Annotated in this window: 22 protein-coding genes; 13 read left to right on the top strand and 9 right to left on the bottom strand. The window is 65.3% G+C overall.

The annotated features are described in order from the left end of the window. Window positions 1-28 precede the first annotated feature (28 nt). Window positions 29-1,234 carry a cytochrome P450 gene (locus AC5Y7D_RS12130; RefSeq protein ID WP_499924210.1) on the top strand — a complete coding sequence of 402 codons (1,206 nt, stop codon included), beginning with the start codon at window positions 29-31 and terminating at the stop codon, window positions 1,232-1,234. After that, a complete protein-coding gene (locus AC5Y7D_RS12135; RefSeq protein ID WP_499924211.1) occupies window positions 1,231-1,419 on the top strand; it encodes a ferredoxin in 189 nt (62 codons plus the stop codon). The genes AC5Y7D_RS12130 and AC5Y7D_RS12135 overlap by 4 nt, the downstream gene beginning before the upstream one ends. Before the next feature lie 94 nt (window positions 1,420-1,513). On the opposite strand, the gene AC5Y7D_RS12140 is transcribed toward AC5Y7D_RS12135, so the two are convergent. From AC5Y7D_RS12140 to AC5Y7D_RS12170, 7 genes are all read right to left on the bottom strand, one after another. Beyond that, window positions 1,514-1,702 carry a ferredoxin gene (locus tag AC5Y7D_RS12140; protein WP_499924212.1) on the bottom strand — a complete coding sequence of 63 codons (189 nt, stop codon included), beginning with the start codon at window positions 1,700-1,702 and terminating at the stop codon, window positions 1,514-1,516. Then, on the bottom strand, window positions 1,699-2,976 hold the full coding sequence (locus AC5Y7D_RS12145) for a cytochrome P450 (RefSeq protein WP_499924213.1): 1,278 nt from the start codon (window positions 2,974-2,976) through the stop codon (window positions 1,699-1,701). Before AC5Y7D_RS12145 ends, AC5Y7D_RS12140 begins: the two co-directional genes overlap by 4 nt. 102 nt (window positions 2,977-3,078) lie before the next feature. Continuing rightward, entirely contained in the window at window positions 3,079-3,582 is a 504-nt protein-coding gene (locus AC5Y7D_RS12150) for a hypothetical protein (RefSeq protein ID WP_499924215.1), read from the bottom strand. Continuing rightward, entirely contained in the window at window positions 3,579-4,193 is a 615-nt protein-coding gene (locus AC5Y7D_RS12155; RefSeq protein ID WP_499924216.1) for a TetR/AcrR family transcriptional regulator, read from the bottom strand. The genes AC5Y7D_RS12150 and AC5Y7D_RS12155 overlap by 4 nt, the downstream gene beginning before the upstream one ends. Window positions 4,194-4,285: 92 nt before the next feature. Then, the gene (locus tag AC5Y7D_RS12160) at window positions 4,286-5,437 is read right to left on the bottom strand and encodes a thiolase family protein (protein WP_499924217.1); all 1,152 of its coding nucleotides are present in this window, start codon (window positions 5,435-5,437) and stop codon (window positions 4,286-4,288) included. A gap of 97 nt (window positions 5,438-5,534) precedes the next feature. Next, window positions 5,535-6,701 (bottom strand): acyl-CoA dehydrogenase family protein, encoded by a 1,167-nt coding sequence (locus AC5Y7D_RS12165; RefSeq protein ID WP_499924218.1) that lies wholly within the window; start codon window positions 6,699-6,701, stop codon window positions 5,535-5,537. Window positions 6,702-6,802: 101 nt separating this feature from the next. After that, on the bottom strand, window positions 6,803-8,101 hold the full coding sequence (locus AC5Y7D_RS12170; RefSeq protein WP_499924220.1) for an amidohydrolase family protein: 1,299 nt from the start codon (window positions 8,099-8,101) through the stop codon (window positions 6,803-6,805). 315 nt (window positions 8,102-8,416) lie between these two features. Between AC5Y7D_RS12170 and AC5Y7D_RS12175 the strand changes: the two genes are divergently transcribed. From AC5Y7D_RS12175 to AC5Y7D_RS12205, 7 genes are read left to right on the top strand one after another with little or no spacing between them, the layout of a single operon-like run. Beyond that, window positions 8,417-8,968: a carboxymuconolactone decarboxylase family protein gene (locus AC5Y7D_RS12175; RefSeq protein ID WP_499924221.1), complete on the top strand. Its 552-nt coding sequence runs from the start codon at window positions 8,417-8,419 to the stop codon at window positions 8,966-8,968. Between the two features lie 2 nt (window positions 8,969-8,970). Further along, a complete protein-coding gene (locus AC5Y7D_RS12180; protein WP_499924222.1) occupies window positions 8,971-10,266 on the top strand; it encodes an aromatic ring-hydroxylating oxygenase subunit alpha in 1,296 nt (431 codons plus the stop codon). Further along, window positions 10,247-10,573 (top strand): hypothetical protein, encoded by a 327-nt coding sequence (locus AC5Y7D_RS12185; protein WP_499924224.1) that lies wholly within the window; start codon window positions 10,247-10,249, stop codon window positions 10,571-10,573. The genes AC5Y7D_RS12180 and AC5Y7D_RS12185 overlap by 20 nt, the downstream gene beginning before the upstream one ends. 3 nt (window positions 10,574-10,576) lie before the next feature. Then, complete coding sequence (locus AC5Y7D_RS12190) at window positions 10,577-11,791, top strand: metal-dependent hydrolase family protein (protein ID WP_499924225.1); 1,215 nt, start codon at window positions 10,577-10,579, stop codon at window positions 11,789-11,791. Next, on the top strand, window positions 11,775-12,194 hold the full coding sequence (locus AC5Y7D_RS12195) for a nuclear transport factor 2 family protein (protein WP_499924226.1): 420 nt from the start codon (window positions 11,775-11,777) through the stop codon (window positions 12,192-12,194). The genes AC5Y7D_RS12190 and AC5Y7D_RS12195 overlap by 17 nt, the downstream gene beginning before the upstream one ends. Next, window positions 12,191-13,279, top strand: coding sequence for an acyl-CoA dehydrogenase family protein (locus AC5Y7D_RS12200; protein ID WP_499924228.1), 1,089 nt, complete (start codon window positions 12,191-12,193; stop codon window positions 13,277-13,279). The genes AC5Y7D_RS12195 and AC5Y7D_RS12200 overlap by 4 nt, the downstream gene beginning before the upstream one ends. Before the next feature lies 1 nt (window position 13,280). Continuing rightward, window positions 13,281-14,057, top strand: coding sequence for an acyl-CoA dehydrogenase family protein (locus AC5Y7D_RS12205; RefSeq protein ID WP_499924229.1), 777 nt, complete (start codon window positions 13,281-13,283; stop codon window positions 14,055-14,057). 106 nt (window positions 14,058-14,163) lie between these two features. Here AC5Y7D_RS12205 and AC5Y7D_RS12210 read toward each other — a convergent pair whose 3' ends face one another. Then, complete coding sequence (locus tag AC5Y7D_RS12210) at window positions 14,164-15,351, bottom strand: acyl-CoA dehydrogenase family protein (protein WP_499924230.1); 1,188 nt, start codon at window positions 15,349-15,351, stop codon at window positions 14,164-14,166. A gap of 209 nt (window positions 15,352-15,560) precedes the next feature. Between AC5Y7D_RS12210 and AC5Y7D_RS12215 the strand changes: the two genes are divergently transcribed. The 4 genes from AC5Y7D_RS12215 to AC5Y7D_RS12230 all read left to right on the top strand — a co-directional run bounded on the left by AC5Y7D_RS12215 (window position 15,561) and on the right by AC5Y7D_RS12230 (window position 19,331). Continuing rightward, window positions 15,561-16,214 (top strand): TetR/AcrR family transcriptional regulator, encoded by a 654-nt coding sequence (locus AC5Y7D_RS12215; protein ID WP_499924232.1) that lies wholly within the window; start codon window positions 15,561-15,563, stop codon window positions 16,212-16,214. Between the two features lie 211 nt (window positions 16,215-16,425). Continuing rightward, the gene (locus AC5Y7D_RS12220) at window positions 16,426-17,628 is read left to right on the top strand and encodes a cytochrome P450 (RefSeq protein WP_499924233.1); all 1,203 of its coding nucleotides are present in this window, start codon (window positions 16,426-16,428) and stop codon (window positions 17,626-17,628) included. Between the two features lie 17 nt (window positions 17,629-17,645). Next, on the top strand, window positions 17,646-18,485 hold the full coding sequence (locus tag AC5Y7D_RS12225) for a mycofactocin-coupled SDR family oxidoreductase (protein WP_499924234.1): 840 nt from the start codon (window positions 17,646-17,648) through the stop codon (window positions 18,483-18,485). A gap of 9 nt (window positions 18,486-18,494) precedes the next feature. Next, window positions 18,495-19,331 (top strand): SDR family NAD(P)-dependent oxidoreductase, encoded by an 837-nt coding sequence (locus AC5Y7D_RS12230; RefSeq protein WP_499924235.1) that lies wholly within the window; start codon window positions 18,495-18,497, stop codon window positions 19,329-19,331. Window positions 19,332-19,358: 27 nt separating this feature from the next. On the opposite strand, the gene AC5Y7D_RS12235 is transcribed toward AC5Y7D_RS12230, so the two are convergent. Then, window positions 19,359-20,177: an SDR family NAD(P)-dependent oxidoreductase gene (locus AC5Y7D_RS12235; protein ID WP_499924236.1), complete on the bottom strand. Its 819-nt coding sequence runs from the start codon at window positions 20,175-20,177 to the stop codon at window positions 19,359-19,361. Window positions 20,178-20,241: the final 64 nt, after the last annotated feature.

Raw genomic sequence — 20,241 nt, forward strand, 5'->3', positions numbered from 1 at the left:
CCCGCAGCTCAGCAGCAAGGAGCGTTCAATGACCAAATCGAAGGTCATCTTCGATCCCTTCTCCGAGGACTTCTTCAACGGCGCCTGGGACACCTATCGGCGCATGCAGGAGGAAGCGCCGGTGTATTACAGCCAGGAGTACGACTTCTATGCCCTCACCCGCCATGCCGACGTGGCGGCGGGCCTGAAGAACTTCGAGACGTACTCCTCGGCCTACGGCATCGATTTGTCGATGGTGCGGACGGGCAAGCGGCCGGAGCAGAAGTCCATCATCTTCATGGACCCGCCCGATCACCGGCACATGCGCAGCCTGCTCAACAGGGTTTTCACGCCGCGCGCCATCGAGGCCCAGCGGCAGATGGTCGGCGAGAAGATCGACAAGTACCTCAGCAAGGTCGATCCCGACCGGTTCGATGTGGTGCAAGACTTCTCCGGGCCGTTCCCCGTCGAGGTCATCACCACGATGCTCGGGGTGCCCGAAGAGCATGCCCAACGGGTGCGTCATCTGATCGACGAGTCACTGCACCGCGAGCCCGGTCAAGTCGAGGTCGGAGAGCGGGGCATGCAGGCGAACATCGAAACCTGGATGTTGTATTACGGGCTGCTGCAGGAACGCCGGGCCGAACCACGCGACGATCTGTTCACCAGGCTGATCAACGCCGAAATCACCCGCGAGGACGGCCAGCAGAGCAAGCTGGATGACATCGAGATAGCGGGCTTCGCGACGCTATTGGGCGGCGCCGGCGCCGAGACGGTGACCAAGTTGCTGGGTAACGCGCCAGTGGTGTTCGCCCGGTTCCCCGACCAATGGCAGAAGCTCCTCGACGACCGCAGTAAAGTCCCGGCGGCGGTCGAGGAGTTGTTGCGCTATGAGGCACCGTCGCAGTATCAGGTTCGTTGCTCACTCAAAGACGTTGAGCTGCATGGTGTCACGATCCCGGCGATGAAGCCGGTGTTCCTGATCAACGCCGCAGCCAACCGGGACCCGGCAGCCTGGACCGATCCGGACAAATTCGACATCGACCGCGACCGGCACGAGGCGCTGAACCTCAGTTTCGGCTACGGCATACACAGCTGTCTGGGCGCGGCGCTGGCGCGCATGGAAAGTGTCATCGCGCTGGAAAAGCTGCTGGACTTCATGCCTCGCTATGAGGTGGACTGGGAGAACTGCAACCGCGTGCATATGCAGAATGTCGCGGGCTGGCAGAACGTACCGGTAAAGGTGTTGCCATGAGAATCGAAGTCGACTGGGATCTTTGCGAAAGCAACGCCGTGTGCATGGGCATAGCGCCCGACGTGTTCTTGCTCGGTGACGACGACATGCTGACCGTCTTGCAGCCGGAAGTCACTCCGGAGAACGAGGATCTGGTTCGTGAAGCGGTGCGGCAGTGCCCGCGCCAGGCGATCTCGATCGTTTAGCGGCGCCTTCACGCCGAGCGTGAACTGGCGGCGGCCGCACGCCGATATTCTCGCCCTGACTGCACGTTCGGCGACGGCGTCTGACCAAGTCCGGTCAGCGCTCTTTGATGGCCTGCTCCGGACAGCACTCGATGGCCTCGCGGGTGGCCGCTTCGAATCCTGTTGGCACATCCGTGGTTATCGCTTCGGCGTACCCGTCGTCGGTCAGGCTGAAGACTTCCGGGCACAGCGTCAGGCACATACCGTGCCCACGGCAGCACTGGTCGTCAACCCAGACCCTCATGCCTGCGTGAACTCCAGGTGCAATTCGGTCAGCCCACGCAGGATGTACGTCGGAACGTATTGGTAGCGGCGATCATTCGCCGGCCCGTGCGCCCGCTCGTCGATCCTGATGTCCGACGTCCGGTCCAGCAGACGCTCGATCGCAACCCGCGTCTCCGCTCGGGCCAGCGGAGCTCCCGGGCAGCTGTGGATCCCGCGCCCGAAGGACAGATGCTGCCGCGCGTTCTTGCGGGCCGGGTCGAACGTCGCCGGCTCCTCGAAGCGACGCGGATCGCGGTTGGCGGCCGCTTGCAACACCATCACCGTGGTGCCGGCCGGTAGGTCGACGCCTCCGATAGTGGCGGCCACCCGATTCAGGCGGAAGTCGCCCTTCACCGGGCTTTCCACGCGCAGCGCCTCTTCGATGAAGTTCGGGATGAGGCTGCGGTCCCGGCGCAGCTGCTGCTGAATGTCGGGGCGCTCGGCCATGATCTGCAGCGCCGCGCCCAGCAGTCGCACCGTGGTTTCCTGCCCGGCCGAGAAGACGTTGCTGGCGACGCGGGCCACATCTTCGACTTCCGGTATCGAACCATCCGGATAGGTGGCGGTCGCGAGACCGGTCAGCACGTCGTCGCGGGGCTCGCGGCGACGGTCCCGGACATAGTCGGAGAACAGTCCGTACAGGAACTCCAGCGGACTGTGCGCCAGGGATTCCTTGCCGGTGCCGCCCACGCCGCCGCCCGAGTGCTGGCGGATGCCCCTGACGAAGGAGTCCCGATCCTCCATCGGCACACCCAGCAGATCGGCGATCACCAGCAGCGTGAACGGACCGGCGAAGCCTTTGATGAAGTCGCCCTCCCCCGGCGCCAGAAACTCGTCGAGCACCTGGTCGGCGAGTGCCCACATGGCGTCCTCGTTCTCCTTGAGGCGCTTCGGGGTGATCAGCCGCATCAGCAACGAGCGGTGGTTGGTGTGGGTCGGCGGGTCCAGGGTGGGCAGCTGGTCGCTGAACGGCAACTCGTTGCGGTGCCGCTCGATCAGCTCCGTGACATCGGATTCGCCGTCCAAGGACACCGGGAAGCCGGGGAATGGGCCGGTCACCGAGATGCAGGAGGAGAAGGTCTGCGCATCGTTGAGCACGGCACAGGCCTCGTCCCAACCGGTCACCATGGTGACGCCGTGGTGCGGTTCGCGGGCGACCGGACACTGCCGGCGCAGTGCCTCGTAGTACGGGTAGGGGTCCTCGACGAGCTGCCGGTCACGGAAGAAATCCAGTTCGGTGAAGTCATTCACCATTTCGTGCTCCGTTCGAATCTCGGCTAGCGAGAATGCGCCTCTCATCTAGGAGTATTACATTTCCACAGCCGCCGCGGGACCGCAAACGCCGCGATGGCCGGGTCAGGCCGGAAGCAGATCCGCGGCCACCGACCGGCTTGCCAGAAGCCCGCTGCGGAAGGTCTCGACGGGTCCGATCGAGTCCAACGGCGCGGCGGCCGCGGACAGTGCCCGGGCCTTGAAGATCTGGGCGGCCATGCTGAGCCGGTGCTGGACCCGCCCCACGCTGTCGTCGAGTTCGGCGGGCCAGGTGGTGCCCCAGAGCGTGACTTCGGTGACGCCGTGGTCGAGCGCCTGCAAGACGCCACTGCGCACCCGCGGGTCCGAACCGAGGAGGTCCGGGGCGGCCGCCAGCGCTTGCGGGCGCGGATGCGTCCCCACCGACGCCAGCACGCCGTCGAGGTCGAGCGTCTTGGCGCCGAGGATGTGCAACGGCCGGTCGTCGGGGTGGTCGGTAAGCAGCACCGTGACGTCCCAGCCCGCCATTGCCCGGTCGAACAACCATCCACCGGCGAACGTCACCACATCGACGACGCTGGACGCGACGACGTCGAGCCGGTATCTCATGTCGTGCTCGTCGGGTTGAGCGGGGCGAAGTCGCGCGCCAACGTCTCCGCGTACTCCTTGAAGACCTCGGTCAGGGGTATCGAAGGATCGAGCAACCATGTCATTTCCATTCCGTGGATGAACGCGAGGATTTCTACTGCCTTGACGGCGGGATCTATGTCGGCGCGGTAGCGGCCCGCGGCTTGGCCTCGGCGGATGCCGGCGGCGACGATCTCGGTCGCGTCGCGTTGCCGATTGACCAGGCGGTCGTGCAGCGGCGCGTCGGGGGCGATGTTCTCGACCAGCAGCACGGTGAAGGTGCCCACCAGATCGGGCTGCCGGTTGAACCGATCGGCGACCTGGGCGATCTCCCCCAGCAGATCCCCGCCGCGGTCGGAGTGCGTGTCGTCGTCAAGGTCGCGCGCATCCAGCACCGCGTGCAGCAGTTGTTCCTTGGATTCGAAGTGATGCAGCAGACCCGCGGGAGTCACCCCGGCCTCGCGGGCGATCTGGGCGAGCGTCGTGTTGCGCCAACCGTTGCGCGACAGCAGCCGCTGCGCCACCTCGAGGATGCGCAGTTTGCGGTCTTCACCTTTGGCGAGAAGCGTCTCGTACGGCCGTGCGTCGGGCACCGAATTCCTCGTCGAACCGCGTGGGCAACCAACCTAGTGAATACACAGTAGGTTGGTTTTGCCGACCTGACAAGCCCCGGATGGCGCCGGGGTCAGCTCACCAACTCAACCAGCGTGGCGTTTGCCGTGCCGCCGCCTTCGCACATGGTCTGCAGTCCGAAGCGGATGCCGTTGTCGCGCATGTGATGGACCATGCGCGTCATCAACACGGCACCTGACGCGCCCAGCGGGTGGCCCAGCGCAATCGCGCCGCCCAGCGGATTGAGCCGCTCCGGGTCCGCGCCGGTCTCGGCGAGCCAGGCCAGCGGCACCGGCGCGAAAGCTTCGTTCACCTCGAAGACCCCCACCTCGTCGATCCGGACACCGCACCGACCCAGCACCTTCTCGGTCGCCGGAATGGGACCGGTCAGCATCAGCACCGGGTCGGCCCCGGTTACCGCACCGGCGCGGTAACGCACCAGCGCCGTCAGACCCATTTCCAGCGCAAGCTCCGACGTCGTCACCAACAATGCGGCGGCGCCGTCGGAGATCTGCGAGGAGTTGCCGGCATGGATCACACCGTCTTCGAGGAAGGCCGGCTTCAGTCCGGCCAGTTTCTCCACGGTGGTCCCGCGTCGCACCCCTTCGTCCCGGTGGACCAGACCGGCCTCGTCATCGGTGAACACCGGAACGATCTGTTCGGTGAAGGCGCCGCTGTCCTGGGCGGCAGCGGCCCGTTCGTGCGACAGCGCCGAGTATTCGTCGAGCCGGGTCCGGGACAATCCCCACTTCCTGGCGATCAACTCTGCCGAGATCCCCTGGTTGAACGAGAAATCGTCATAGCGCGCAAGGACTTTCGGTCCGTAGGGCATACCGGTCGCCCGAGCCGAACCGAGCGGAACCCGGCTCATCACCTCGACACCGCCGGCCACCACGACGTCCTGCTGACCTGACATCACCGCCTGCACCGCGAAGTCGAGGGCCTGCTGACTGGATCCGCAGGCCCGATTCACCGTGGTGCCGGGGATGCTTTCCGGCCAACCCGCCGCCAGCACGGCGTACCGGCCGATATTGCTGGACTGGTCACCCACCTGGCTGACGCAGCCCCAGATGACGTCGTCCACGAGATCCGGGCTGACCCCGGCACGTTCCAGCAGTTCGTTGAGGACGACGGCAGACAGGTCGGCGGGGTGCACGCCGGAGAGTCCGCCGTTGCGCTTGCCGACTGCCGTGCGCACCGCCTCGACGATGACCGTTTCGCGCATCGCTTCGCCCCGCCTCTCGATCGTCGAACGTGAACTCACGGCGCGGAAAACGCGAAAATTCCGCCATCAGTTCACGTTCGATGATTAATAAGGTACGTCAGTAGCTTCTGGGCAGCTTAAGCACGTGCGATCCGAGGAAGTTCAGGATCATCTCCTGACTGATCGGTGCGATCTTCATCAGCCGCGCCTCCCGGAAATAGCGCGTGACGTGATACTCCTCCGCATAGCCCATCCCGCCGTGGGTCTGCAGCGCCCGGTCCGCGGCGGCGAACCCGGCGTCGGCACACAGATATTTGGCCGTATTGGCTTCGCGTCCGCAGGGTTTGCCGTTGTCGTACAGCCACGTGGCCTTTCGCAGCATCAGCTCGGCGGCGTCGAGGCGGGCCAAGGCGTCGGCCAGCGGGAACTGAATCCCCTGGTTCATCCCGATCGGCCGGCCGAACACCTCACGGTCGTTGGCGTACTTCACGGCCTTGTCCAGCGCCACCCTGCCGATGCCGAGAGCCTCGGCCGCGATCAGCATCCGCTCCGGGTTCAGGCCGTCGAGAATGTACTGAAAGCCCTTGCCCTCCTCTCCGATTCGGTCTTCGACCGGGACTTCGAGGTTGTCGATGAACAGTTCGTTGGAGCTGACGGCGTTGCGGCCCATCTTGTTGATCGGCCGGACGTCGATCCGGCTGCGGTCGAGGTCGGTGAGGAACAGCGTCATGCCGTCGGTCTTCTTGGTGACTTCGTCATAGCCCTGCGTCCGGGTCAGCAGCAGGATCTTGTCGGACTCCATTGCCTTGGAGATCCAGACCTTTCGACCGTTGACGACGTAGTGGTCGCCGTTGCGCTTGGCGAACGTGGTGATGCGCGACGTGTCGAGTCCGGCACTCGGTTCGGTCACCCCGAAACACACGTGGACTTCTCCGGTCGCCACCCGCGGCAGAGTGCGCGCCTTGAGCTCGTCGGAGCCGTGTACCACCACGGGCTGCATGCCGAAGATCGACAGGTGGATGGAACTGGCCGCGTTCATGGCACCGCCGGACCTGGCGACCTCTTCGAGTAGCAGGGTGGCTTCGGTGATGCCCAGACCGTGGCCGCCGTACTCGGTCGGGATGGTCATGCCCAGCCAGCCGCCGTCGGCGATGGCGCGGTAGAACTCGGTGGGAAACTCGTGCGCCTGGTCTTTTTCCATCCAGTAGTGGTCGTCGAACTTGGCCGCCAACTCGGCCACCGACCGCCGGATCAGTTCCTGATCCTCGGTGAGCTCGAACTCCATCTCCCGCACCTTCCTGCGCCCGAGTCCTCTGCGCGAAAAGACACAAACTCGCACTCTGTCAGCCCAGATGATGCGAGTTTGCGACTGCTCGCCGGAGAACGTCAGTCCGTGTTGCCGGACAGCGATTTCGCGTTGGCCGCAAAGTCGGCGAACGACGAACCCGCCCGGGTGTCCTTGTGGTGGCTCGACGACCGGATGGACACGTCGTGCCCTTCGGCGGCCTTGCGCAGCGCGCCGACCGTCGCCTGCTCACGCGTGATGTGGGTGAACGGGTCGAACGAATACCAGCGCATCGCGTTTTGGTAGGTGATCTTGTGGATCTCGTCGTCCGGCACGTTGTTGAGCGACAACACATCCCACAGCTCCTCTGGGGCACCCGGCCACATCGAGTCGCTGTGCGGGTAGTCGGCCTCCCAACAGATGTTGTCGATGCCGATCATGTTGCGCAGGGCGACGCCCACCTTGTCGCTGATGAAGCAGGTGAGGAAGTGCTCGCGGAAGACCTCGGACGGCAGCTTCCCGCCGAAGTTCTGGTGCGTCCACGTCGAGTGCATCTCGTATGTCCGGTCGGCCCGCTCGAGGAAGTACGGAATCCACCCGGTGCCGCCCTCGGACAGCGCGACCTTGAGGTCCGGATACTCCTTGATGGGCCGCGACCACAGCAGGTCCGCGGCGGCCTGCACGATGTTCATCGGCTGCAGCGTGATCATCACGTCCATCGGGGCGTCGGGCGCGGTGATCGCCAGTCGGCCCGACGAACCGATGTGCACATTCATCACGGTGCCCGTGTCGCACAACGCTTTCCACAGCGGATTCCAGTATTCGTTGTGGAAGCTGGGGTAGCCCATCGCGGCCGGGTTCTCGGTGAAGGTGAGCGCGTGCACACCCTTCTTGGCGACCCGGCGCACCTCGGCGGCACACGCCTCGGCATCCCAGATCACGGGTATCGCCATGGGGATGAACCGCGCCGGATAAGCGCCACACCACTCGTCGATGTGCCAGTCGTTGTAGGCCTGCACCAGCGCTATCGAGAACTCGGGGTCGTCGGTGGCGAACAGGCGTCCGGCGAAGCCCGGGAAGGAGGGGAAGCAGATCGAGGCCAGAATGCCGCCGGCATTCATGTCCTTGACGCGTTCGTCGACGTTGTAACAGCCGGGCCTTATCTCGTCGAGACCGGTGGGCTCGATCCCGTACTCCTCCTTGGGCCGGCCGGCCACCGCGTTGAGCGCCACGTTCGGAATGACGGTGTCCCGGAACTTCCACATGTCCGAACCGTCCGGGTTGTGCACCAGCCGCGGTGCGTCGTCCAGGTACTTGGACGGCAGGTGGTTCTTGAACATGTTCGGCGGCTCGACGGTGTGGTCGTCCACGCTGATCAGGATCATGTCCTCTTTGTTCACGGGTTTTCCCTTCTCATCTGATCCACCTGATCGGGTGGGTGAAGCAGGCTTCAAGCCGCTGAGCAGAGCCCACCTGCGCCGAGCTCTCTATAGGTTGAAAACTATCTTCTCGCGAATCGAGAATCAACATCCAGCATAGGCGCCGCGACGGCTGCATGACCTGATCCCGCCGCGGAACAGGCACCGTCACCACCGCTTCGGATGCTGCGGTGCGAGCCGGCATTGACCCGCCGATCGATTCATGCAAGTCTATTGGTTGGAAATGAGAATATGATTCTCTCATGGCGAGAGGATGAACGGGGAAGGGTTTCCGGGATGCGCCTACCGCCGCTGCCCGCCGACCGGTGGGACGAGGCTGTCGACGGGGCATTAGCCGTCATGCTGCCGCCGGAGCGCCGCAACCCGCGCGACGCATCCAACGTGTTGTCCACCATGGCCAACCACCCCGATCTGGCCAAGGCGTTCCTTCGGTTCAACGTCCACCTCTTGTTCTCGTCCACCCTGCCGCCGCGCATTCGCGAACTGGCCATTCTGCGCGTCGCGCACCGCCGCGAGTGCGCGTACGAGTGGATGCACCACGTCGACCTGGCCAAGCGAGAGGGCATCACCGATGCCGAGATCGACGCGGTCCGCCGGGGTGGCGGCGCGTTCGACGAATTCGAGCAGGCGGTAATCGCCGGCGTCGACGAGCTCGACGAGAGATCCCAGTTGTCCGACGAGACCTGGGCCACGCTCGGGCAGCGCTTCGACGACCGCCAGCGCATGGACTACGTCTTCACGGTCGGCTCTTACATGATGCTGGCCATGGCCCTGAACACTTTTGGCGTTCAGCTCGAGACACACACCGAACTTGACGAGGAGAGCTAACAGTGGGCCATTTCCCCAAGCCAGCCGCCGGCAGTTGGACCCAGAACTACCCCGAGTTGGGAACCGCCCCGGTCGACTACACCGACTCCATCGATCCCGCCTTTTTCGAAGCCGAGCGCGACGCGGTCTTCAAGCGCACCTGGCTCAACATCGGCCGCGTCGAGCGCGTGCCGCGCACCGGCAGCTACTTCACCAAAGAGCTGCCGTCAGCGGGCCGGGGCATGTCGGTGATCATCGTGAAAACCAGGGACGGATCGGTCAAAGCCTTCCACAACGTCTGCCGGCACCGCGGAAACAAGCTGGTGTGGAACGACTTTCCGAATGAGGAGACCTCCGGCACCTGCCGGCAGTTCACCTGCAAATACCACGCCTGGCGCTATAGCCTGGACGGCGACCTGACCTACGTCCAGCAGGAGGACGAGTTCTTCGACCTCGACAAGGGTGACTACGGCCTGGTGCCGGTGCGCTGCGAGGTGTGGGAAGGCTTCATCTTCATCAACCTCGACCACAACGCCCAGCCGCTCGTCGACTATCTGGGCCCGATGGGCAAGGGCATCGAGGGTTACCCCTTCCACGAGATGACCGAAACCTATTCTTACCGAGCTGAAGTCGGCAGCAACTGGAAGCTGTTCATCGACGCGTTCGCCGAGTTCTACCACGCGCCGGTGTTGCACCAGGGGCAGTACACCAAAGAAGAAGCCGCCAAGATCTTGAAGTACGGCTTCGAGGCGCTGCACTACGAACTGGCCAGCCCGCACGGGATGATCTCGACCTGGGGCGGCCAGGCACCGCCGGCGGACATGCGCATGGTCAAGCCGATGGACCAGGTGTTGCGTAGTGGGTTGTTCGGCCCGTGGGACAAGCCGGAGGTCATCGCGAAGCTCGACACGCTGCCGCCGGGGGTCAACCCGAAGAAGGTGAAGCAGTGGGGCATTGACTCCTGGCACTTCTACCCCAACTTCATGTTGCTGATCTGGGAGCCCGGCTGGTTCCTGACCTACCACTACTGGCCAACCGCCGTAGACAAGCACATCTTCGAGTGCACGCTGTACTTCGTTCCACCGCGAAATGCCCGCGAGCGATTGGCGCAGGAGCTCGCCGCGGTGACGTTCAAGGAGTATGCGCTGCAGGACGCCAACACCCTGGAAGCGACCCAGACCATGATCGGCACCCGGGTGGTGAACGACTTCCCGTTGTGCGATCAGGAGATCCTGCTGCGCCACCTGCACAAGGTGACCGGTGATTATGTGGCCGACTGGGCAAAGGAGTGCCAGCTCAATGGCAAAGTTACCGTCTGAATTCGCCGACCTGGAACCGTTTCTGGATTGGGATCTGGCCACCGAACCACAGCGCTACGCCAAACGGCTGGCCTCGACGATGGGCCAGCTGCAGGAGTTCTACGACGTCGCCTTCCCGCGCCTGAACGACGTGATCGCCTACTGTGACAACTACCCGCTGGACGATCTACCCGAGGAAGCCCGCACGCTCATGCATTTGATGCAGTCGTTGGTGATGGTGTCGTTTCCGATCGAGGCATGGAAGCAACCGCGGGTGCCCGACAGCGGCGCGGCCTGGGTCGAGTGCATACGGGAACCGGTGATCTGAGCGGTGCTGACGCTCAAGGCGGCCGGGCTACTGGATGTCGATGCAGGCGAGATCGTCTCGCCCGGCATCGTGCGGATCGACGGCGACCGGATCGTCGGCGTTGGCGGTGAGCCGGAGGGTGACCTGATCGATCTCGGGGACCGAATCCTGTTGCCCGGGTTGATGGACATGGAGGTCAACCTGTTGATGGGCGGCCGCGGCGAGAAGCCAGGCCTGTCCCAGGTGCAGGACGACCCGCCGACCCGGGTGCTGCGCGCGGTCGGCAATGCCAGGCGCACCCTGCGTGCCGGGTTCACCACCGTGCGCAACCTGGGTCTGTTCGTCAAGACCGGGGGCTATCTGCTGGATGTAGCGCTGGGCAAGGCCATCGACGCCGGCTGGATCGACGGACCGCGCATCGTGCCTGCCGGACATGCCATTACACCCACCGGCGGACACCTGGACCCGACGATGTTCGCCGCCTTCGCACCGCACGTGCTGGACCTGACGATCGAGGAGGGTATCGCCAACGGCGTCGACGAGATCCGCCGGGCGGTGCGCTACCAGATCAAGCACGGCGCCCAGCTGATCAAGGTGTGCTGCTCCGGCGGGGTCATGTCGCTGACAGGACCACCTGGCGCGCAACACTATTCGGATGAGGAGCTGCGCGCGATCGTCGACGAGGCACACCGCCGTGGCCTGCGGGTGGCCGCACACACACACGGCGCCGAGGCGGTCAAGCATGCGGTGGCGGCCGGTATCGACTGCATCGAGCACGGCTTCCTGATCGACGACGAGGCGATCGCGCAGATGGTCGAGAATGACACGTTCCTGGTGAGCACCCGCCGCCTCGCCGAAGGCATGGACGTCTCGCACGCGCCACCGGAACTGCAGGCCAAGGCCGCCGAGATGTTCCCGAAGTCGCGCACCTCGATACTGGCGGCCTATCAGGCCGGAGTGAAGATCGCCGTCGGCACCGACGCCCCCGCGATACCGCACGGCCGCAACGCCGACGAGTTGGTCACCCTGGTGGAATGGGGCCTGCCGGCCCTTGCCGTGTTGCGAGCGGCCACCGTGACCGCCGCGGAACTGATCAACTCCGCCGACCTGGGACGCCTCGCCGAGGGCATGCTGGCCGACGTCATCGCGGTGCCGGGAAACCCGTTGCTGGACATCACCGTTACCCGCAACGTCAGCTTTGTGATGAAAGGGGGCAAGGTCTATGCCAACCAGAACTGACGACCTGGTGGAAATCCAGCAGCTGCTCGCCCGCTACGCCGTCACCATCACCCAGGAAGACATCGAGGGGCTGGTCAGCGTCTTCACGCCGGACGGGACCTACAGCGCCTTCGGCGACACCTACACCCTGGACCGCTTCCCCGACCTGGTGGCCGCCGCGCCCAAGGGGCTGTTCATGACCGGCACCTCTCTGGTTGAGCTGGACGGTGATTCGGCCACCGGGACCCAACCGCTGTGCTTCATCGAACACTCGGCGCACGACATGCGCATCGGCTACTACCGCGACACCTACGTGCGTACCGGGGACGGATGGCGACTGAAAACCCGTGCCATGACCTTCATTCGGCGCAGCGGTGTGCATGATTCCGGACGCCCGCACGCCGTGGGCCGCCCCTCGCCGTGAAGGTCGAGCAGTTCCGGACGGACTTGTGCGCCTGGCTCGACGAGCATGACCTGACGCCGGATCCCGACCACACGCTGCAGGGGCACCTGCAGCAACTCGCCCGCGTGCACGCCGCTCTGTACCAGGCAGGTTGGATGCGCTACGGCTGGCCCACCCACGTCGGCGGACTCGGCGGGCCCGCCCTGCTGCGCGCGATCGTCGGCGAGGAGGTGGTGGGCCGGCGGCTGGTCGAACCCGGCCCCTACTCGATGGTGGAGGTACTGGCGCCCACCATGATCGATTACGCGCCAACCGAACTCGCCGCCGAGATGGTGCCGCGGCTGCTCAGCGGGCGCGAGCAGTGGTGTCAGGGCTTCTCCGAACCGGGATCCGGCAGCGATCTGGCGTCCTTGACGACCCGGGCGGTCCGGGACGGCGACAACTGGATCGTCAACGGGCAGAAGGTCTGGACGAGCTTTGCGCAGTTCGCCACCCGTTGCGTCCTGCTCACCCGTACCGCGCCGGGCCATGAGGGCATCACCGCGTTCTTCGTCGACCTGGACACACCGGGCATCACCGTTCGCCCGCTACGCACCATGCACGGCGTTGACGAGTTCTGCGAGGTGTACTTCGACAGCGTGGCGATCCCGTCCAGCCGCATGCTCGGGGAGCCCGGGGACGGCTGGCGGCTGGCGATGGACCTGTTGCCCTACGAACGCTCGACCTGCTTCTGGCAGCGAATCGCCTACCTGTACTCGAGATTCGACGCGCTGATCGCCGAGGCGACCGATCCAGACGAGTCCGCTTTGGGTGCCGCGTATCTCGCTCTGCATACGCTACGCTGCCGATCCCGGGCCACCCAGCACCGGCTGGCCGCAGGGGCGCGGCTGGGGCCCGACACCTCCATCGACAAGGTGCTGCTGGCGAGCGCCGAGCAACGGCTCTACGACGCCGTCCACGACCTGCTGCCCGGCCGGCTCGAATTGGACGACACGGCCTGGCGTCCGGAGTACCTCTATTCGCGGGCGGCAACCATCTACGGCGGCACCGCGGAGATCCAGCGCAACATCATCGCCCGTCGCCTGCTCGACCTGGGCAAGGAGTGACATGGACCCGGAGCTGACGCTGCTGGCCGACTCGTTGCGGACCGCGATGACGGCCGCCAGCGGCGCCGCGCTGGACGCCGCGCTGGCCGACCTCGGCTGGCTCGACATGCTCGACGAAATACCTTCGACCGCAATTCCTCTGGTGTTCCGGTTGCTCGGTGAGACCGGTGCGCACGCACCGGTGCTCAACGACGTCGTGCTGCGAGTCGGCGGCGGTACGGTGCCGCTGCCGTACGCAGGAGGTTCGTGGGTGATCTGGGAGCGCACCGACTCAGCCGCTTCGGCACTCGACGACGAACTCCCCATCCACCGGACCGCAGCCGGGGATCCCGTACCGCTCGGCATCGGCCGGCAGGCGCTGGGCTGGTGGCTGGTCGGGACCAGCCGGGCCATGCTGGCACTGGCTCGCCAACATGCGCTGGATCGCGTCCAATTCGGCAGGCCCATCGCGTCTTTCCAGGCAGTCCGGCACCGGCTGGCCGAGACGCTGGTCGCCGTCGAGGGCGCCGAGGCCACGCTGCAGGCCGCCACCGATCATCCCGATGAGCTGGCCTGTCTACTGGCCAAGGCTGCGGCGGGCCAGGCGGCACTGACCACCGCCCGCCACTGCCAGCAGGTACTGGGTGGCATCGGCTTCACCGCCGAGCATCGGTTGCACCGTCACGTCAAGCGGGCGCTGGTGCTCGACGGCTTGCTGGGCAGTTCCCGCGAGCTGACCCGCGAAGCGGGAGCGCACCTCCGCGCCGTGGGCTCGGCGCCCCGGCTCGTCCATCTCTGACCTGCGGCGTCGCGCCTCACCCACCTCTGACCGCCGAGTGTGAATTCTGCGACGCGACTCGCGGGAACAGCGTCGCGAGATTCACAGTGGCGCCGGTCATTGCACGCTAGTTGCGCGGCATCCCGAGTACCCGCTCGGCGATGATGTTGCGCTGAATCTCCGACGTGCCTCCGGCGATCGTGCCGGCGAAACTGCGGGCGTACCGATCGAACCAGCTGCCATAGTGGGCGTCCAGGTTCAGGGGTGCGAACGGCGCGGTGATCGCCGGATGAACCAGACCCTCGGCGCCCCTGGCGTTCAAAGCATCTTCAGAGGCGCGCTGCACTGCCTCGGAGCCGAGCAGCTTGAGCACCGACTGGCCGGGTACGTCCTCTTCCCCGCGCGCGGCTTTGGCCAGGGTCGCCGAACCGAGCAGCCGCATCGCCCAGGCGTCCATCACCAGGGTGGCGTAGCGGTCCCGTTCGAGCACTCCGGTGGGTGTGAAATCGGTTGTCTGCTGGTCCAATAGGTTCGCATAGTCGATCCACAGCATCGCGCGCTCGTGCCCCAGCGCGCCGGTCGCCACCCGCCAGCCACCGTCGAGCGCACCCACCAGATTCTCGGCGGGCACCCGCGCGTCGGTGAAGAACACCTCGTTGAATTCCACGTCGTCGTGATCGCATACCGATGCGAACGGCCGTCGCACCACCCCTGGTGTATCGGTAGGGATCAGTAACACGCTGATGCCCTTGTGTTTCGGCGCATCGGGATTGGTACGCACGAAGGTGAGCAACACATCGGCGTCGTGAGCACCCGATGTCCATACTTTTTGGCCGTTCACCACGAAGTAGTCGCCTTGCGAATCGGAATGGCGCACCGCCCGCGTCTTCAGTGACGCCAGGTCAGAGCCGGCTCCGGGCTCACTCATTCCCAGTGATGCGGTGATCTCGGCGCGCAGGATCGGCACCGCCCAGCGCTGCTTCTGTTCCGGAGTCCCGAACGACAGCAACGACGCCGCGATGATCCCGACGCCCTGGGGGTTGAAACTCCGGTAGATCCGCCGCCGCGCCATCTCGTCTGCGTGTACGTACTGCTGCAGCAGGGTGGCGTTGCGGCCGCCGAACTCAGGCGGGTTGCCCGGCAACAGCCAGCCGTTGTCGAACAGCAGCCGCTGCCACCGCGCCGCCCACTCCGGCACGTGGGAGCACGAACGCGGCCGCACCACCCCTTGGGCCTGATCGGGCAGATGCTCGTCGAGAAACGCGATGAATTCGGCGCGGAATGCCTCGACATCGGCATCGAAAGTCAGCTGCACAGAATCTCCTCGCGACTTGTGCGGGCTTCTGGGTTCTCACTCTCAGGAATGTACTTCCCAAAGGCCCGTGCAAGAGAATAGTATTCTCGTCGTGAGAAAGTTACAATCTCAAAGACGTCGTCCGTAGGGGGTCGAGCGCAGCGATGGCCCGACGTTCTCCGGTACAGTCCAACCATGTTCTCTCCTCGCGGCAGTCTCCCGAGTCGCCCGTGACCAGCCCGGGCGAAGAGCCGGCGTGGAAACAGCGGGCCGTCGAGCGATCCATCAAGACCGCGAAATTGCGGGCGGCGCAGCGCGTCCAACGCTTCCTCGACGCCGCGCAGGCCATCATCATCGAGAAGGGCAGCACGGATTTCACCGTGCAGGAGGTCGTCGACCGCTCCCGCCAGTCTCTGCGCAGCTTCTACCTGCAGTTCGACGGCAAACACGAGCTGTTGCTCGCCCTGTTCGAGGACGCCCTGAGCCGGTCGGCCGACCAGATCCGGGCCGCCACCGAGAGCCACACCGATCCGCTGGAGCGCCTCAAGGTGGCGGTGGAACTGTTGTATGAGGCCTCGCGTCCAGATCCCACCGCCAAGCGGCCGCTGTTCACCGACTTCGCGCCCCGGTTGCTGGTCAGTCATCCGGTCGAGGTCAAGGTGGCCCACGCACCGCTGCTGGCATTGCTCACCGAACTGATGGAAGCCGCGTGTGAGGCCGGAAAACTGCGTGCCGGCCTCAACCCGAAGCGGATGGCCGCCATGACCATGCAGACGGTGATGTTCATCGCACAGTCCAGCGGCGGCTCTGACGACGCCACTGTGCATCCGATCAGCGCCGACGAGGTGTGGGACTTCTGCTCACGCGGATTCGCCGGCAGCTAGCTCTTTCACCACCCCGATTCACCGATTCCTTCTTGAGCGGATATCGCACGCCATCATTCGGTCGAGAACGCTATTCTCGAAATTGAAGAACCTGAAATAGCCGAAACGGATTCGGCGTTGACACCCCTCGGTGGGTGATGACAGAGTTCAGAAGCGGCATGTTCGCGCTTCCAACGGCAGGGGCGCGGTACCGGCGAGAGGGCAATTACCCGTGACAGTAAGCGCAGCCAGCGACGTCTACTTCGACCCGTACGATGTCGGGCTCAACGCCGACCCCTACCCGATGTTCCGGCGGCTGCGCGAGGAGGCGCCGCTGTACTACAACGAGCAGCACGACTTCTACGCGCTCAGCCGTTTCACCGATGTCGACAACGCGATCGTCGACTATCAGACCTTCAGTTCCGCCCGCGGCGCCATCCTCGAGCTCATCCGCGCCAACATCGACATGCCACCGGGCGTGCTCATCTTCGAGGACCCGCCGGTTCACGACATCCACCGTAAGTTGTTGTCGCGCATGTTTACTCCGCGCAAGATCAGCGACCTGGAACCCAAGATCCGCGAGTTCTGTGCGCGCAGTCTGGATCCGTTGGTCGGCACCGGAAAGTTCGACTTCGTCAACGATCTCGGCGCACAGATGCCGATGCGCGTGATCGGCATGTTGCTGGGCGTTCCAGAGGAAGACCAGGCAGCCGCACGCGATTTCGCCAACGCGCAGATGCGGACCGAAGCCGGAAAGCCGATGGAGTTCTCGGCCGAATCGATGCTCAACGGCGAGTTCTTCGGTCAGTACATCGACTGGCGCGCGCAGCACCCGTCCAACGACATCATGACCGAGCTACTCAACGCCGAGTTCGAGGACGAGACCGGAACCGTTCGGCGGATGCGGCGCGACGAACTGCTGACCTACGTCACCGTGGTCTCCGGCGCCGGCAACGAGACCACCACGCGGCTGATCGGTTGGGCGGGAAAGGTATTGGCCGACCATCCCGATCAGCGGCGGGCCTTGGTGGCGAATCCGGCGCTGATCCCCGCGGCCGTCGAGGAGTTGCTGCGCTACGAGCCGCCGGCGCCGCACGTGGCCCGGTATGTCACCCGCGACGTCGAGTACTACGGCCAGCGGGTGCCCGAAGGCAGCGTGATGATGATGCTCATCGGTGCGGCGAACCGCGACCACCGTCAATTCCCGCCGGACGGAGACGTTTTCGACATCCGTCGCGAGCCACGTCAGCACCTCACGTTCAGCGTGGGCACCCACTACTGCCTCGGCTCGGCGCTGGCGCGCCTCGAGGGCCGGATCGCGCTCGAAGAGATCTTGAAGCGATTCCCGGAATGGGATGTCGATCTGTCCGAGGCCACGCTTTCCCCGACGTCGACCGTACGGGGTTGGGAATCCATGCCGGCCGTCTTCGGCTGAGCTACTGAGGAGGAATGATGACTGGACGGGTTGAAGGCAAAGTCGCCTTCGTCACCGGGGCGGCGCGTGGTCAGGGCCGCAGCCACGCGGTGCGATTGGCCGAGGAAGGCGCCGACATCATCGCGGTCGACGTGTGCAAGCCGATCGTCAAGAACACGACGATACCCGCGTCGACACCGGAGGATCTGGCCGAGACCGCCGATCTGGTCAAGGCCCTCAATCGCCGGATCGTCACGGCCGAAGTCGATGTGCGCGACTTCGACGCCGTCAAGGCGGCGCTGGACAGCGGCGTCGAGCAGTTGGGGCGCCTGGACATCATCGTCGCCAACGCCGGTATCGGCAACGGCGGCGACACCCTGGACAAGACCAGCGAATACGACTGGCAGGAAATGATCGACGTCAACCTCTCCAGCGTCTGGAAGACGGTGAAAGCCGGTGTGCCCCATATCCGCGCGGGCGGTAAGGGCGGATCGATCATCCTGACCAGCTCGGTCGGCGGGATCAAGGCGTACCCGCACTGCGGCAGCTATGTCGCCGCCAAGCACGGCGTAGTGGGCATCATGCGATCCTTCGCGGTCGAGCTGGGCCAGTACATGATTCGCGTCAACTCGGTACATCCCACGCATGTCGCGACCCCGATGCTGCACAACGAGGGAACCTTCAAGATGTTCCGCCCTGACCTGGAGAATCCAGGCCCCGATGACATGGCCCCGATCTGCCAGATGTTCCACACACTGCCGATCCCGTGGGTCCAGGCGCAGGACGTCAGCAACGCGGTGCTGTTCTTCGCCTGCGACGAATCCCGGTACATCACCGGAGTCACCCTGCCTGTCGATGCGGGGAGCTGCCTGAAATAGGGTTCGTGCATGGACGGATTCGAGGGACGCGGAGCGGTCATCACCGGCGGCGCGAGCGGAATCGGCTTGGCCACCGCAACCGAGTTGGCCCATCGCGGGGCGCGCGTCGTGCTCGCCGACGTCGACCAGCCCGGGCTGGAGTTCGCCGTCACTCATCTGCGCGGCGGGGGCTTCGACGCGCACGGTGTGCAGTGCGACGTCCGTCATCTCGAAGAGGTGATGCACCTCGCCGACGAGTCCTTCCGGCTGCTCGGCCAGGTAGACATCCTGTTCAGCAACGCCGGCATTGTGGTCGCCGGTCCCATCGCCGAGATGACCCACGAAGATTGGCGTTGGGTGATCGACATCGATCTGTGGGGATCGATCCACGCGGTCGAGGCGTTCTTGCCCAGATTGCTCGAGCAGGGCACGGGCGGCCACATCGCCTTCACCGCGTCCTTCGCCGGGCTGGTGCCCAATGCCGGGCTCGGAGCCTACGGCGTTGCCAAGTACGGTGTGGTGAGCCTGGCCGAGACGCTGGCGCGCGAGATGAAGGGCAATGGCATCGGAGTGTCGGTGCTGTGCCCGATGGTTGTCGAGACCAAGCTGGTGTCCAATTCAGAGCGGATCCGCGGCGCGGACTACGGCCTGGCGTGGGCACCCGACGTGACCGGTTCGACGGGTCCGCTGCCCGAGCAGGACCAGACGCTCGGCGTCGGTGACCTGGCCCGCTTGACCGCCGATGCCATCCTGGCCAACCGCCTGTATGCGCTTCCGCACGAGGCTTCCCGGGCGTCCATCCGGCGCCGGTTCGAGCGCATCGACCGGACGTTCGACGAGCAGGCCGCCGAGGGCTGGCGCCACTAGCGCCGCCCAGCCCCGCGTCTGATCGCGCTAGGAGGGCGGGCCAAGGCGGTAGTCCCCGGTGCGCGGGTCGTGGTACCAGCCGCCCGCTGCGTGGGTACCGCCGTCGACGTGCAACGTCTGGCCGGTGATGTATGTCGCCATGTCTGAGGCGAGAAATATTGCTGTGCCGGCTATTTCGTCGACGTGGCCGGGCCGCCCGCACGGCACTATGGCATCCATGGCACCCATCCCGTCCGTTTCGCCCTCGCCCGCCAGTTGTGCCAGGCCTTCGGTCAGCGTGATGTCGGGCGCTATCGCGTTGACCCGGATGTGGTGGGGGGCCAGTTCGAGCGCGGCGGTCTTGGTGTAGTTGATGACACCGGCCTTTGCCGCAGCGTATGCCGCGTAGCCGGGCGCGGCCCGCACGCCCTCGATCGACGTGAGCGCGATGATGCTGCCCGGCAGTCCATCGGCCACCAGCTGTCGCGCGACCCGCTGGGTGCACAGCAATACGTGGCGCAGGTTGGCCCGATACATTGCGTCCCAGCCATTCTCGCTGGTTTCCAGCAGCGGCGAGGCGAACACACCGCCGGCGTTGTTGACCAGGATGGTCGGTGTTCCCAACTCGGCCACCGTGCGCGCGAGCGCCGCGTCGACCTGCTCACTGTCCCGGACGTCAGTCGGAATACCTAGCGCCCCAGTCGATTCCGCAGCCTGTGCGCAGGATTCGGGGTCGCGCTCCCAAATCGCCACCCGCGCACCGAAGGCCGCGAGGCCCGCTGCGATACCCCGCCCGATCCCCGCTCCCCCGCCGGTGACCACGGCGACCCGGTCGGTCAGCAGAATGTTCGACGGATCGACTGCCATGGTCCCCCCTATCACGCGTGAGCAGACGCGAAATCGCACGCGCGGAGCCCGCGCCGTGCGATTT

It is taken from the genome of Mycobacterium sp. NGS49 (genome assembly GCF_059812565.1).